This is a genomic window from Pseudomonas sp. KH_046_2 (assembly GCF_057838985.1).
The window spans coordinates 3903543-3918323 of the sequence record NZ_CM174480.1 but is presented as its reverse complement, the minus strand read 5'-3'; the positions used below and the strand labels follow the sequence as shown (position 1 = coordinate 3918323).

Annotated in this window: 11 protein-coding genes and 1 pseudogene; all 12 read right to left on the bottom strand. The window is 60.5% G+C overall.

Features of this window, described 5'->3' with window-relative positions; all coding sequences use genetic code 11:
* Positions 1-5: 5 nt before the first annotated feature.
* The 12 genes and pseudogenes from AC3IX1_RS17720 to AC3IX1_RS17665 all read right to left on the bottom strand — a co-directional run bounded on the left by AC3IX1_RS17720 (position 6) and on the right by AC3IX1_RS17665 (position 14674).
* Positions 6-578 carry a chorismate mutase gene (locus AC3IX1_RS17720; protein WP_489385184.1) on the bottom strand — a complete coding sequence of 191 codons (573 nt, stop codon included), beginning with the start codon at positions 576-578 and terminating at the stop codon, positions 6-8.
* A gap of 81 nt (positions 579-659) precedes the next feature.
* The gene (locus AC3IX1_RS17715; protein ID WP_489385183.1) at positions 660-950 is read right to left on the bottom strand and encodes a DUF7693 family protein; all 291 of its coding nucleotides are present in this window, start codon (positions 948-950) and stop codon (positions 660-662) included.
* Positions 951-1083: 133 nt separating this feature from the next.
* On the bottom strand, positions 1084-1353 hold the full coding sequence (locus AC3IX1_RS17710; protein ID WP_489385182.1) for a PAAR domain-containing protein: 270 nt from the start codon (positions 1351-1353) through the stop codon (positions 1084-1086).
* The gene (locus tag AC3IX1_RS17705) at positions 1350-3029 is read right to left on the bottom strand and encodes a type VI lipase adapter Tla3 domain-containing protein (RefSeq protein WP_489385181.1); all 1680 of its coding nucleotides are present in this window, start codon (positions 3027-3029) and stop codon (positions 1350-1352) included. The genes AC3IX1_RS17710 and AC3IX1_RS17705 overlap by 4 nt, the downstream gene beginning before the upstream one ends.
* Positions 3026-5056 carry a T6SS effector phospholipase Tle3 domain-containing protein gene (locus tag AC3IX1_RS17700; RefSeq protein ID WP_489385180.1) on the bottom strand — a complete coding sequence of 677 codons (2031 nt, stop codon included), beginning with the start codon at positions 5054-5056 and terminating at the stop codon, positions 3026-3028. Before AC3IX1_RS17700 ends, AC3IX1_RS17705 begins: the two co-directional genes overlap by 4 nt.
* Before the next feature lie 61 nt (positions 5057-5117).
* Positions 5118-5423: a hypothetical protein gene (locus tag AC3IX1_RS17695; RefSeq protein ID WP_489385179.1), complete on the bottom strand. Its 306-nt coding sequence runs from the start codon at positions 5421-5423 to the stop codon at positions 5118-5120.
* A 4-nt stretch (positions 5424-5427) separates the two neighbouring features.
* Positions 5428-6072 carry a peptidoglycan-binding domain-containing protein gene (locus tag AC3IX1_RS17690; protein WP_489385178.1) on the bottom strand — a complete coding sequence of 215 codons (645 nt, stop codon included), beginning with the start codon at positions 6070-6072 and terminating at the stop codon, positions 5428-5430.
* Positions 6073-6477: 405 nt separating this feature from the next.
* Positions 6478-8827: pseudogene (locus tag AC3IX1_RS17685) on the bottom strand (type VI secretion system Vgr family protein); the annotation flags it as partial.
* 213 nt (positions 8828-9040) lie between these two features.
* Positions 9041-10603: an amino acid permease gene (locus AC3IX1_RS17680; RefSeq protein ID WP_489385177.1), complete on the bottom strand. Its 1563-nt coding sequence runs from the start codon at positions 10601-10603 to the stop codon at positions 9041-9043.
* Positions 10604-10737: 134 nt separating this feature from the next.
* Positions 10738-11898: an iron-containing alcohol dehydrogenase gene (locus tag AC3IX1_RS17675; RefSeq protein ID WP_489385176.1), complete on the bottom strand. Its 1161-nt coding sequence runs from the start codon at positions 11896-11898 to the stop codon at positions 10738-10740.
* Positions 11899-11901: 3 nt separating this feature from the next.
* On the bottom strand, positions 11902-13293 hold the full coding sequence (locus tag AC3IX1_RS17670; RefSeq protein ID WP_489385175.1) for an aldehyde dehydrogenase family protein: 1392 nt from the start codon (positions 13291-13293) through the stop codon (positions 11902-11904).
* A gap of 7 nt (positions 13294-13300) precedes the next feature.
* Complete coding sequence (locus AC3IX1_RS17665) at positions 13301-14674, bottom strand: glutamine synthetase family protein (RefSeq protein WP_489385174.1); 1374 nt, start codon at positions 14672-14674, stop codon at positions 13301-13303.
* Positions 14675-14781 lie beyond the last annotated feature (107 nt).

The window sequence follows — 14781 nt, the reverse complement described above, 5'->3', positions numbered from 1 at the left end:
TGACCTTATCGCCCCGCAATGCACAGCTCCCCGGTCGCACGAATCATCGCCTGGCCATGCAGGTAATCCTTGATCAGCGCGGAGCGTTCGGTGGCCAGCCATTGCGGGCAGTTCGGGTCTTTGCGGTAGGGCAGGAAATCGGCGTACTGCTGGAGCAGCAGGTTTTGCAGTTTGTCGAGCTTGGGCCGGATGTCGTTATTGAGGTCTGGTCGTGGTGTGTCTGGTGCCTTGTGCGCTGCTTGCCATTGCGCGAGCCGGCCGTATTGCACCAGTTTGCTGGCTTCGATCTGCGCGGCGATGAGGTCGGCGACATCGTCGGGGTCGAGCTGGCGCTGGGTGGCTTGCTGGCGGGCGTTGGCGATGACTTGCGCTTCCCGGGCGTTGTCCTGGACCGGTTTGCCGCTGTCCCACTTGGTCAGCGCCACCAGCTCGCTGATGTACAACCGCTCGTTCATCGTTGCCAGCAAGGGTTGCAAGGCATCGGGCGCCGGGGGCGTCGTGCTGGCCTGGGCGCCGCCAGCGAACAAACCGAGCAAGACGCAGGCCAGCCAGTGCGACAGGCGTGGGGAACGGGGCATGGGCAGAACCTCCTTGGACGCGAAAATCACTCCGGCTTGTGTATCACAAGTGCGGGCAGGGAACGACTGGTTGCGAAGGATTCAGGCCAGCAGCCGTTCAATTTGCGCCAGCTCCCAGGTGCTGAGCAAACTCACCGGGTCGGTGCCGAAGCGCTGGCCGTTGTCGAACGCATACTCGCGGCCATCGGGGCATTGGCCGTGCAGGCAGTGGCGCAAGTGGCCGGAGTCGACGTCGAGCGACAGGCGCCAGCCGTCGATGTCGACCTGTACATGAGCGGACTCGTAAACCTCGTCGACTCGCTTGAACGTGCGAATGCCCTGGGCGGCGTTGCGCAACTGCTGGTAAAGCTCGCGGGCGGTGAGGGTGGGCACAGGTGTCTCCGGGGTGGAATCGGGAGGGCACAGGATAAATCATCAACCTGCAAAAAAGCCCGGCTGGTGTGGCCGGGTTTCACTCCGAGGCCACCGGCCGCCCCGCAACAAAGAGACAACCCGGTGTTTCGGTCTAGACCACCTGCACATTCCGAGCATTGCTCGCCACGGCATGACAACCGCAGGCCAGGAGATGGCCCTGCAATACGAGCGCAATGCCGTTCATTCGCCGGCGCGGATGCCCTTCGACGAAGGCAAACTCGCCCAGATGAAGTGGGCAGGTAGCCTTGTCGCCCAACACCGCCGGAGTTTTTCCATTGAGGGTATGCGTGCCTTCGAGCTGGCAGGAGACGACGCTGCCGCCGCTGCTGGTGGCGTCACCCAGGCAAATGGGATGGCTCATGGTTTGTCTCCCGGCATGCGAAACCTGAACGGGTCGGCACCGTGGGTTTGCTGGTTTTTCGCTTTGCGGGCTTCGTCTGGTGGGCGAACCATTTGCACGGTGACGCTGCCGTCCTCGCCGGTGTACATCACCGCGCTGACACCACCCTCCTGATAGCTGGCAATCGTGGCGAGGTTGATTTCGACCAGGGCGCTACTGACGCCGGTGTTGCCCAGGCGCCGACCGATGTCGTAGCCCTCGTCGACATTGCCCAGTTCGAGGCCGGCTCCATCGACATTGAGGCCATGCAACGCGATGGTCAGGGCGATCTCGCCAGAGGTGTTGTCGGTGCTGTCGTAAAACACCCGTGCCGGTTTTTCACCTTTGGGCAGGGTTTGCAGTGCCTGCAGCCAGCCTGCTTGCAGGGCTTTGGCCTGTAGCGCGGGTTTGAGCGGTTTGCCGTTGTCGTCATGCATCGAGACTTTGATCGGGCGGTGCAGGTAACCCAGCACCGGGGCTTTATCGAACTCCTGGACTTGGTGCTCGGCCCAGCGAACCGGTAGCCATGCGGAGGGTTCGAAATGACCGGGGCCTCGGTTGCTCAGGGTTTGCCAGAGGGTGGGGAGTTGAGATTGCCAGTAGGTGGAGGACATGGTGCTGGGGGCATTAGGTTCCTTCACACCCCTTGCCAGCTCAGCATTCTCATACCAATCGATGAATGCTGTATCACGATTCCAGTAGTACGCCCACAACTTGCCCATGTCAGTATTTTTGTTCTGGTTGTCCTCCGAATCCTGGGTGGCAAAGGGGCGGATGTAGCGGTCTACCCGATCCGAACGGGTGACCAGCAGACCGGTTGTGCTTCCGAAAACAGTCGGAACGGCCTGGACGCTTTGCAAGCCGGGCGTACCATGCTTTCGGTACAAGTTTCGGGACACATCGCCATCTTTGCTAACGATCAACGCCTGTGGCACTTGTGGGTTGTCGTCAAAAAAAACAAAGAGCCGTTCGATTATTGCTTGTGCGTGAGGGGTGTTTTCGCTGTCCTGCCAGAGGAACTGCGTAACACCCAGAGTCGCAGCATTGCGACCAGAATTGATCAGATCAGCAGCTTCGTAGCCTTTTTCATATGGATTTGGTGGCCCCAACGCAAACACCGGGATTGGCCAGTAGGCCACGGAGTCACTGGCCGAATATTGGAAAGCGGCCCGGGTACCAAGACGACTGGAGTTCCCTCTGGATGTTAATGAGGCCTTGTAATCCTTAGTGTCCTTCGAAAAAATCGAAGCAAAGTTGTCTGCTTTTTTCTCGATTTTTTGCCACACCGATGATTGATACCAGCCCTGTACCGCGAGTCCCACCCCTCGAATTTCCAACGCATAAGTACGTTCCTGGGTAGCGACGTGCTCGGCCCTTTCGGCCATGACTTTTGATTTGTAGGCAGCGAGTTCTGCCTCTTCGTAGGCTACGACCTTACCAAACCAGTGCCCGCTGTAGGCCAACACTAGCGCGCCAAAAATGCTCGCCACTCCCCAACGCATAACGGGTCCCATGTCCCTGAGCTCCCTGTTTTCAGCCTGTGCTGTGTAGATGATGAACAGTAAAAAACCAAGCCAAATAGCCGTCAGTATCCCCGCAATCCAGAGATAACCCTTCAGCTTCGGCCGCTGTGATTTGTCCTGCCGGCGATCCCTCATTGAGACACTCCTTTTTCCGGAAAGGGCAAAATCAAATTTGGCGGCGTCAACGAGACCAGTTCGGTTGAAGGAAACTTACCCTTGTCGTAATACTGATAACTGGCCTCCACCAACGCCTGCGCCTTTGCACTAAGTCGAGACCAACCCAGAAAACTGCTGACTTCTTTAAAGCGCTCCTTATCGATTCTCCAATCCGCAATCGCCACCAACACCTCGCGCATCACCGGATCATCCAGACACCTGGCCTGCCCAATCGCAACATCCATCGCCGCGACCCAGCGATGGTTCTCCGGGCTACGCAATACTGCCGAGTGATAGCTGTTGTCAGTCCACTCCTTCTGATCAACTTGCATGCGCGCACGGATTTCGTTAGGGGTTTCCTCGCGGTAGATGCGGTAGTGGTCCGTACGATCGAGCATCGGGTTGCCGGACACCGGGGTCTGGCGCAAGGCCCGGGTCTGGTCGTCCGGCTCTTTGCCGTGATTCCAGCGAATAAGCCCATCGTCCAGGTCGAGTCGCTTGTCACTGTTGGTCACATAAATCCATTTGAAAGAGGAACCGGGGTTGCCCAAGGCAGCGTTTTGCGACACCGCATCCGGTCGATCCTTGCCTGCCTCATGGGTAGACCCCGTCACGGCTTCGCCGCCGAACATCTGCGGCGCATGGGCTGGGTACAGTTGTTCGGCATTGATGTTGCGCGTCTGGCCTTCACTGATCCCGGCTTGCGAGGCTATCGCGGCCACTGACCAGCCACCGGGATAGCGCGGCTCCCCCTCGGCGCGTGTGAAGTCCTGTTGTGGAGCCTTGCCCACGAGTACCGGCTCGCCGTCGCGCAGGCGCTTGGTCCACAAGCGCTGGTAGAAACGCAAGGATTGCAGCGCGGTCATGGCCGGCTCGCCTTGGAGCAGTACGTCCGGCACGCCGTAAGTGCCGATGCCTTGCACATCATCCAGCGCCACGGTGGTGTCGTCCGGGCAGAAATACAGGTAAACCTTGCCGCGGTTGTCGCGCTCGGGAAACACCAGGGTTTTCCCGTCGGCACCCAGGCGCTGGCCTTGTTCGGGTGACCAGCGCGGTCCCGTGCGACCGCCATAACCCGGCAGGCCACAGCGCAGGGCACTGAGGGGTGGTTGCGCATGGGGTGATTGGGTGGTGTGTTGCACGATGTCGATCAGGGTTTGCAGGGTTCGCAAATTTTTCGGCGTGGCATCCGGCAGTACCGAATAGGGCGAGGCCACCATGATGGCGCAGTCGGCGCAGCGTTCACCGCGATCCACCAGCATGGCCTGGGCGAGCAAAGTGATCAGCGTGCCCTGGCTGTGCCCCATGATGGTGATGGTTTCATCGGGGGAAACGCGGCGAATCTCGCTGACCAGCATGGCCAGCCGGGTGGCCGCCAGCACGAAGTACCGTCGATGCGGCGCCTTGCCCATGTACAGGGAGTTGGGCATGGTGGGTTGAACCCAATGGCGCAGCCACTTGGCGAAACCCTCTTCGTACATCTCCAGCAGATTGTTGGTGGCATTCGAAAAGAAACCGCCGCCCTTGGCGAAGTGACGGTCCAGACGGTTGTCGAATCGGTCCTGGAATTGATCGCGTAGCCGGGCCGGGTTGCCATTTTTATCGCGTTTTATCTCGCCGGGTTCGGCCCGGTAGCCCCAATAAAACGGGATCATCAGGCTGCGGGTCTTGGGGGCGTTTGTATCGCGCTGGTAGAGGTAGGTGTCCGGATCATCGAGCGCAGCTTTGTGCTCATCCTCCCGCAACTCAGGTGGTAACGCTTCAGCTGCACTGTAATCTGCCCCATACCGCCCCGCCTTCAGATCCGGCCGATCCAGCCGCTCGTTAACTCCCTGACACAACCCGGTTTCCACCGACTCATAGGACGCCCCGGGGTCATTCACGCCGTGCAGGAAGATCACCACGCCTGGCAGGTCTCGCGGTACAGCGGTATTGCGATCCGTGGATCGATTCGGCAGCAAACGACTCTTGCTTGTGGCGATCACGGTGTTGTCTATGTAGCTCATGCATTCCACATCCTTCTGAAATCATGCTCCTCTCGCTAATCCACAGAGGACCAGTCTCCTCTTATTGAGAGGCTTCAATCGTTGATTCGTATTGATCGAGCAGGCTCATGACCTGCGTGTCATCGGCGTACTTGGATTTCAGATTTTGCAAGGCGGCATCCGTGCCTTTGCAATGCTGGTTAATGTCGTTGATCACTTGCTCGACACTTTCCTTTTTGTCGGCGTCAGGAATCTCTCCGCGGAGCACATCGCACATGTCGCGACGCTCTGCGAACGCCTGGACATCAGGTGGCGTTTGCGCATGAACGGCCGATACCTGGCCCAGGGTGAGTACCAACCAGAAGAGCATTACCGAATGTTGTGGCATGGCTTCAGCGTCCGTCGGTTGACCAATGAGGCTTGTCTTTGTCGCCGCCTTTGAACTTGATGACCATGTAGGTAGCACCCACTGCGTGCAGGTCCGCATTCATTCCTGTTTTCGGATCTGTCGAAATATCCACGGTTCTACCCATGGCATCCTTTATCGAGAGAGTTCCCGTCCAATTGATCGTCATATCAATCGCTTTACCCTCGATATGTCGGGACGTCAGTGCGGGGGCAACTCTCAAGTTTCTCATGCCATATCCATTGACCATGGCCGTGGCTGCGGCAACGGATTTTTCCCTGCAGTAATCGCCTTTTTCGTTTAAGTGTCCCCACTGGATGTCCACTCCCTCACGTTCAGGAATGGTTAACGGGTCCGCATCGGCATTGACGATTTTCCAGGCCCAATGCATCAGAAACGCACGCTTGGCAGGACGCAGGGTGGCCGAAATGTCGACGCTGGCACCTGCCGCTTTGAGAGCGCTGAGAAATGAAGCAACTGATGTGGCAAAGGCTGAGTTCATCTCATCAAGTCTTGTGCTTGTGGGAAATTTTGATACCCACAAGGCGCCGCTTAATTGTTTCGTGGGGATCTCAACAGTCACAGGTGTCTGATCTGATGAGGGGGTCAAAAGATGTTGCGCGATCGTCATGGTAAGGGACCTCGATGGTGGCTATTTGTGGGGTGTCTGATCGCACAATTTGAGTCCGGCCTTGCTCATCCGAAACGCCGACAACGACATCTCCCGACTCCAGCTTGATCCGGTACGTGACACCGTTCAGCGTGACACCTGTTTTTTCGTCTTTAAGCAAAAAGAACAGATCAAAAGGTCTTGATGCGTCCGCCCCGGTGCTGTTCGAGCCTGGGTTCGCTGCCTGGTCGGATGAGTCGCGAAAAACCTCGAGACTGGCGAGTTGCATATCTGTTCGCTGGAGCAACTCGGTGAGGCCATCAGTACCCGTGATGCCTTGCACCAGGCCACCATCTTCCAACGCGATTTTGTAAGGTTGGCCTTGAGCAATTGCGGTGGGATCACCTTCGTAGTGCAGCCGATGCCGTTGGTCAGCACCGTCACGACCGAAAGCAGGAATGGAGACGCTGTCGGTTTTCGGCCCCACCCAGTCATGCTCGCCGGCATGCACAATGGCCTTGCCCTGCGTACCGATCTCGACCCCGCCGCCGATCCTGATGTAGCTGCCGTCATCGGCCACCAGGCGGATGGTGGGGGCGGTGATGAGGATTTCGCCTTCGGCTGCCGACAGGTGCAGGTTCTTCTGCGCGTTGAGCACCATGTCATCGTCCTGGGCTTGCACCAGCACCCTGCCGCGATTGGCGATGGCGCTGATGCCCTCGTCCTGGGCGAAGGCGCTGATCCCTTTGCCGGCGTGCAGGCGCATGGCCGCGCCGCTGGTCAACTGCACATGATCCTGGGCGGTGGTGTCGTGGTTTTCACCGGCGTAATGCACCTGCGAACGTGGCGTGGCGCTGGCAATGCCTGCTTCGGCCGCTACCGCGACCACCGGCTCACCCGAACTGTTGCTTTCGGGCGCCGGCCATTGACTCAACGACCGACGTAGCGCCTCGATGCCTTGGGTGTCGACCTGCCGGCTGCCACGGGCAGCGGCGGTCTGGCCGAGGGACTGGAACAGCTCGCCGCACTCGGCCAAGAGCGTGAGCAGTTCTTCGCGGTCCAGCTGTGAGCCCTGCGCCTCGTGGCGAGCGTAGGTGGTCAACAACATCCCTTGGGCCGCCCGCAGGGCAATCGCCGCATCGCTGCGCAATTCGGCGCCCTGGCCGCGTGCCTGGGCCTGTCCGTCGGTTCGCGGCGTGACGAGCTTGCCCAGATTCAGCGCCGTGGCCTGATGGCTCGTGGCCAGTCGGGCGCGCAGCGCGCCGGGGGTGTCGTCGAAGAGCAGTTCGTTGAAGCCCCTGCCCTGATGTTCGCGGGTCTGGACGCCCGATAAGGTGCGATTGCCCGGCAACCCCGTGGCGTTGCTGAAATGCGGCGGAAAATGGTCGGCGTTGTACAGCACCGACGTCACCAAGGGGCGGTCGATGTCGCCACCGAGGAAGGTGACCAGCACTTCCTGACCGATGCGCGGCAAAAACTGATGGCCAAAACCGGCGCCAGCACTGGGCATGGCGACCCTCAGCCAGGTCGTGCCTTGGGCAGGATCCTGTTCCCGTTGCCAATGGAAACGCACTTGCACGCGGGCCATCTCGTCGGTAAACACCTCCTCGCCTTTCGGGCCCACCACAATGGCGGTGAGCGGCCCGGAAATCGTCGGGCGGGGCGTAAGGACCGGTGGGCGATACGCAATCTTGTGGCGGATGCACACGAAGTTGTTGTCGTAGCTCGCCGGTTGATCCGTCAGGTAATTGTTGCTGGCGCGGTGCTCCACCTTGAGCAAGAGGAAATGGCGATCATCCACGGGATCACGATCGTGATCGAAGTGCTGGGTCAGTTCGAAGGTATAACCAGGCAGCATGGCGCGACAATTGCTGGCGCCCTCAAACGTCTTGGCCTGTACCTCCAGGGCTTCGAGTCGATGACGCACCAGCGCTTCGCCCTCTACGGGCATGCCGTAGCTGTAGTGACCGGGAAAGTCGTAGATTTCGTAGGGGGGAACCTCACCTTGGACGTTGAGGCTGGGCATGCTCACCGGCAGCGGATTGCGCGGCTGGCGGTAGTCGAAGGTCTGGATAGCCATCTTGCCGGACTGCAACACCCGGTGGCTGCTCCATTGGGTGATCGAGTCGGCGGTCTCGGTGACCGATGCATTGTGGTAGCGGATCCGCGGTTGCCGGGCCAGCGGTTCAAGGTGGCGGGAGTGGTCGGTGATGATCAGGCGGTGTTCTTCCTTCGTATGATCGAAGTAGAAAAACAGGCCCTCACGTTCCAGCAGGCGCAAGACGAAGTCCAGATCGCTCTCGCGGTATTGCGTGATGTAGCTGTGGGACTTGAGCGGCTGCTCCAGGCGGAACTCGAATCTGGGCAGCACGCCATAGTGGGCGAACACCGTGCGCAGAATGTCTTCGAGGGTTTGCTCTTGAAAGATCCGCGAGTCGAAGCGTCGCGACAGCATCCACAGCCAGGGGCTCAAGGTGGCCGAATAGTAAGCCAGGCCGCCGTCACTTTTCTGCAGGCTGAATCGACTGATGTAACCGTGGATGTAACGTGCCTCTGCAGTCGCCAATTCAATCTCGAGAGAAGTCGGTTGCCCGATTAACGACTTGAGTTCCAGTCGTGCGTCCAGGCTGATCAGCGCCAACTCGAAACTGAATAAGGTCGACATCCCCTCAGAGCCGGAAAAGCGTTCGAGCAGCAATTCTTGCGGGTTTTGAATCGGGGCGGTGAGTTTGATCAACCGTTGGTTCTGCGGCGAAAAAATCTTTGTCAGTTCCATTAACAAGCTTCCTGCGGCATCAGCAATCCGTGTTTGCCTCAGGAAATGCACGTCCATGCCCCTGGCCAAACCCAAAGGCGGGAATTAAGACGCTTATGAAAAATCTTGTATGTAGGACGCTTCCTTTTTTGGATTAAGAATTGTCAGCGGAATCGAGATGTCTGGCCCTGATTCAGAGGTAAACCTGTTTCAGGACCAGACCATTGCCCGCCATCAACCTCCGGCTTGCTTGTTCAACGCCGCTTCCGCCGCAGCGATTTCAGCCTGGCGCTTGACGATCATGTCGCCCACCGGCGGCCCCTGGAAGCGCCGGGCTTCAAAGCCGAACCAGACGATGGCCGTCAGCACCAGGAAGCCAATGGTGATGTACAGCGCCCAATCGTTCGGTGGCTGGATGCCGATGACGAAAATGATGAGCATCGACAGGATCGAGAGAATGGCGAACACCGAGTACCAGAAACGCCCCATGTTCCACGGTCCCATGGTCGGCCACTTCGACGTACCAAAGGTAAACAGGCCGAGCGCGATGGGAATGGCGAAGGAGAAGAACAGGAAGATCACCGTGCAGGACACCACGATGGTATAGACCGGCGTTGTCCCGATCGAGATCACCGACGATCCCCAGACGAACAACACCGCGAGGGTGGCACCGGTCCAGATTGCCGCCACCGGGCTGCGAAAGGTCGGCGAGACCGAAGACAGGGCTTTCGAGCAGGGCAGGCCACCGTCCCGGGAGAACGCGAAGATCATCCGTGAAACCGAGGTCACGGTGGCCAGCCCGCAGAGCACCTGCGAGATGAAGATCGCCACGAAAAGCACCAGTTTCAGTGTCGGGTTGACCTGGGTGTTCATGGCCCAGAAAAACACGTTCCAGCCTTGCTTGGCCGCCTCGTCCATGTTCGGCAGCATCAGCACGAACGCGCTGAGCATCAGCCAGCCGAACAGCAACGACCAGACCACCGACATGACCATGCCGCGCGGCACCGACATGGCCGCATTGCGGGTTTCCTCGGAGGTATGCGCGGAGGCGTCATAGCCGGTGATGGTGTAGATCGGCAACAGCAGGCCGAGCATGAACACCCAGCCATTGGAGACCTGCGGCCAGACGCCGCCACCCGCCTCGCCGGAGTAGTTGCCGAAGGTCCACAGCCGCGCGAATTCATAGCTGGGTGCCGACATCAGGCAGACGATGGTCAGGGCCAGCGCCGTGGCGAAGATCAGGTAGCCGGAGAAGTCAGTGAGCTTGGCCGTCAGGCCGATCCCCAAGTGGTTACACAAGGCCTGCAGGCCGGTGAGGATTGCCAGGAAAATCACCCGGACCGTGGTCGTGTCTTCCATGCCCAGTGCCGGTCCGAAGGCACCGAAAAAGAAGTAATAGGTGCCGACGTTGATCGCGCCCAGCACCGTGACCAGTCCCAGCAGGTTGAACCACGCGGTCAGCCAGCCAGTGAAGCGGTTACCGAGGATCGAGCCCCAGTGGTACAGGCCGCCAGCGGTGGGGTAGGCCGAGGAAATCTGCGCCATGGCCATGGCGAACACCCCGGAGATCAGGCAGCCGATCGGCCAGCCGATCCCGATGGATGCACCCCCCGCGCCCGAGGTGCCCTGGGCCAGGGAGTTGATGCCACCCGAGAGGATGCAGATGATCGAAAAGGAAATGGCGAAGTTGGAGAAAACCCCCATTCGTCGTGAGAGTTGCTGGGCATAGCCCATGCTGTGCAGCACCTTGACGTCATCGTCGTGCGTTTCGGTGCCCGGCTGGCTTGCTGGGTTCATGATGTGTGCCCCTTCAGGTGTTCATACGCAACCATCCGGCTGACCGGATGGGCTGGCTTTCAACCCCTTGTCGTACTGCTCCTGTCGCTATCGGATCACACCTGTCCATGCGCAGTGCTGGCCAGGCGACTGCTCTACAGGCGGCCGTGATACGCCGCATCGAAAATCTTTGCCACGCCGTCCCGGGTCAATGGCAGCGGGTTGCCGCCGGCGGAAGGGTCGACAATCGCCATGTCCGCGATCAGGTCGGCCTGCCGGTCATCCACGCCCAGTTCAACCAGGGTATGGGGCACGCCGATGTCCTTGCGCAGCTTGAGGACGAACGCCAGGAAACTGTCGAAGCCGGGGGAGGGCAGGCGCAGGTACGCCGCCAGGCGGGTGATGCGCTCCTCGATGGCGGTGCGATTGAACTGCAGGACATAGGGCATGAAGGTGGCATTGGTCATGCCGTGATGGGTGTCGTACAACGCACCCACCGGATGGGAGAGCGCATGCATCCCGCCCAGGCCTTTCTGGAATGCCGTGGCGCCCATCGCCGCCGCCGCGAGCATTTGCGCGCGAGCCTCAAGGTCCGATGGCGTGTGTACCGCCTTCACCAGTGAGTTGGCCACCAGGCGCATGCCTTCCACGGCAATGCCATCGGCCAGGGGGTGAAAACCGGGGGCGCAGTACGCTTCCAGGCAATGGGATAACGCGTCCATGCCAGTGCCGGCGGTGATCTTGGCCGGCATGCCGACGGTGAGGGCCGGGTCGCTGATCACCACGCGCGGCATCATTTTCGGGTGGAAGATGATGCGTTTGGTGTGGGTGCGCTCGTCGATGATCACCGCCGCGCGACCGACTTCGGAACCGGTTCCCGCCGTGGTCGGCACGGCAATGACCGGGGCGATGCGGCTGTCATCGGCGCGGGTCCAGTAGTCGCCGATGTCCTCGAAGTCCCAGACCGGGCGGGTCTGGCCGCTCATGAAGGCAATCAGCTTGCCCATGTCCAGGCCACTGCCGCCGCCGAACGCGATCACCCCATCGTGCTGGCCGGCACGCCAGGCGTCGAGCCCGCCGGCCAGGTTGGCTTCCACCGGGTTGGGCTTGAGGTCACAAAACAGCGCCACGCCAAGACCGGCGGCGCGCAATGCGTCCAGCGCCGCCGTGGTAATCGGCGCGCGCGCCAGGCCGCTGTCGGTCACCAACAAGGGGCGCTGGATGCCCTGGCTGCGACAGACCTCGGCCAGTTCGGCGATGCGCCCGACTCCGAAACGAACGCTCGTGGGGTAGTTCCAGTTGCCTGTCAGGTTCATGGTCTACACCTCGTGACGCAGATGAAAGGACTTGGCCCGGGTCAGGTGCTCGTAGCCCAATGGCGACAGGGTGACGCCGCGCCCACTGTTCTTTACGCCCGTCCAGGCCAGTGCCGGGTCCAGGTAATCGCAGCGGTTCATGAACACGGTGCCGGTGGCGATGGAGTTGCCCAGGCGTTCGGCCGCTGCGAGGTCCCGGGTCCAGATGGACGCGCTGAGCCCGAACTCACTGTCGTTCATCAAGGCGATGGCTTCTTCATCACTGGCCACCGGCATGATGCCGACCACCGGGCCAAAGCTTTCGTCGCGCATGACCGACATTTGATGGGTCACGTCCACCAGCACTTGCGGTGCCAGGTAGGCACTGCCCGGCACGTCGGCGGCAAAGGACTTCGGATCGATCAGCGCTTTGGCGCCCTGAGCCAGGGCATCGGCAATCTGTCCGCGAACAGAATCAGCGGCGGCCGGCGAGACCAGCGGGCCAAGGGTGGTGGCGGGGTCCAGCGGATTGCCCAGCACGTATTGCTGGGTCAACGCGACGAAGCGCTCGACAAAGGCCGGATAGATTTTCTGATCGACATAGATGCGCTCCACGGCGCAGCAGCTCTGCCCTGAGTTGAAGAAGCTGCCGTCGACCAGATTCTCCACCGCGTGCTCAAGGTTGGCATCTGCCCGAACGTAGGCCGGGTCTTTACCGCCGAGCTCCAGGCCCATGCCGAGGAAATCGGTGAAGGCAGCCTGTTGGACTACCTTGCCGGCGTCCACCGAGCCGGTGAAGTTCACCTGCTGTACCTCTCCGGAAATGATGGCTACAGCGGTCAAGGCATGACTGAGCACCAGGTTCTGGAACAGCCCTTCAGGCAAATTCGCGCGGCGAAAGGCCTCGGCAAAACGCTCGCCCACCAGCAGGGTTTGCGACGCGTGCTTGAGGATTACGCTGTTGCCTGCCATCAGCGCCGGAATGATGGTGTTCACCGCGGTCAGGTACGGGTAATTCCACGGAGCGATCACCAACACCGTGCCCAGCGGTTCGCGTTTGATATAGCGGCGAAAGCCCGCTACGGGCGCGGGCTCGACAGCGGCCAGCGCTTGCGGCGCAATGGCGATCATATGCCGGGCACGTTCCTCGAAACCGCGCAGTTCACCGGCGCCAAAACGCACCGGTCGACCCATTTGCCAAGCCAGTTCCGGGACGATTTCAGCCGTCATGGCGAGCAGCGCGTCCACCGCGGCGCTGCACAACGCCGCGCGTTCGCTCAGTGGTCGGCGTTGCCATTGCGCCTGGGCGGCGGCTGCCGCTGTCAGCGCCTGATTGAGCTGGATCACATCGGTGCAGTGACGCTCGGCGTAGACCCGGCCATCGACCGGGGAAATGATCTGAATCTTCTCTTTCATGGCGATCTCAGTAGCGCTCGAAACCGCGCTGCAATTCCCAGTCGGTGATTCGCCGGTCGTACTCTTTCTGCTCCCACTCGGCGGTGTGCACGTAATGGTCGACCACCTCATCGCCGAACGCCTCGCGCAACATGCTGGAGGCCTTCAGTGCGGCGCTTGCCGCGCGCAGGGTCTTGGACACCTCCGGCAAATGCTCGTCGAGGTAGGCGTCGCCTTCGAACGGCGGCGCCAGATCGAGCTTTTCGTCGATACCGGCCAGGCCCGCCGCGATCAGCGCGGCGAAGGCCAGATAGGGGTTGAGGTCGGCACCGCCGATACGGCATTCGATGCGGATGGCCTTGCTGCCTTCGGCACACAGGCGAAAGCCGGCGGTGCGATTGTCGCGGCTCCAGACCGCCCGCGTCGGCGCAAAAGTGCCAGCCTGGAAGCGCTTGTAGGAGTTGATATAAGGCGCGAGAAAACAGGTGATGTCGTTGGCGTACTTGAGCTGTCCGGCGACCCAGGCCCGCATCAGTTTCGACATGCCGAACTCGGCTTTCGCGTCGAAGAACAGCGGCTTTTTGGCGTTCTTGTCCCACAGCGAATTATGGATGTGACTGCTGGAACCGGCGGCGTCGTAGCGCCACTTGGCCATGAAGGTGATCGCCTTGCCCTGCAACTGCGCGATCTCTTTGCAGGCGTGCTTGATGATGACGTGGTGGTCGGCCATGGTCAGGGCGTCGGCGTAGCGGATGTTGATCTCTTCCTGCCCAGGGCCCCATTCACCCTTGGAGTTTTCCACGGGAATGCCCGAAGCCTGCAAGTGCTTGCGGATCGCCCGCAGCACCGGCTCTTCGCGGGTGGTCTGGAGGATGTTGTAGTCCTCGATGTAATGGCCGGCGGTCTTCGGTTTGTGATAGTTGCGCTGGTGGATCGCCTCGTAGCTCTCATCGAACAGATAGAACTCGAGCTCCGAGGCAAACATGCCGGTATAGCCGCGCTCGCGCAGGCGCTCGACCTGCTTTTTCAGAATCGCCCGCGGGCTGTGGGGCAGGTCCTGGCGATGGTGATGATCGAGCACGTCGCACAGCACGAGCGCCGTGCATTCAAGCCAGGGCACGCGCCGCAGGGTGGACATGTCGGGCTTGAGCACGAAATCGCCGTAACCCTTGCTCCAACTGGCCGCGGCGTAACCCGGCACCGGCTCCATGTCGATGTCGTCGGCCAGCAGGTAGTTGCAACAGTGGGTTTCTTCATGACCGCTGTCGATGAAAAACTCGACCTGAAAGCGCTTGCCGACCAGGCGTCCCTGCATGTCGACCATGCAGACCAGCACGGTATCGATTTCGCCGGCGGCAGCGGCGCGCTTGAGTGCATCAAAGCTGAGGAGGGGCTCTGTCATCACGGCAGTCCTGCGTGAAAGGTTTGGGCCAGTCTGGGATAGCTGTTGCAGACGCTCTCCAGAAAAACCCAAAACCTGCAGAACCGAGCATCAAAAGCAACGAGTTG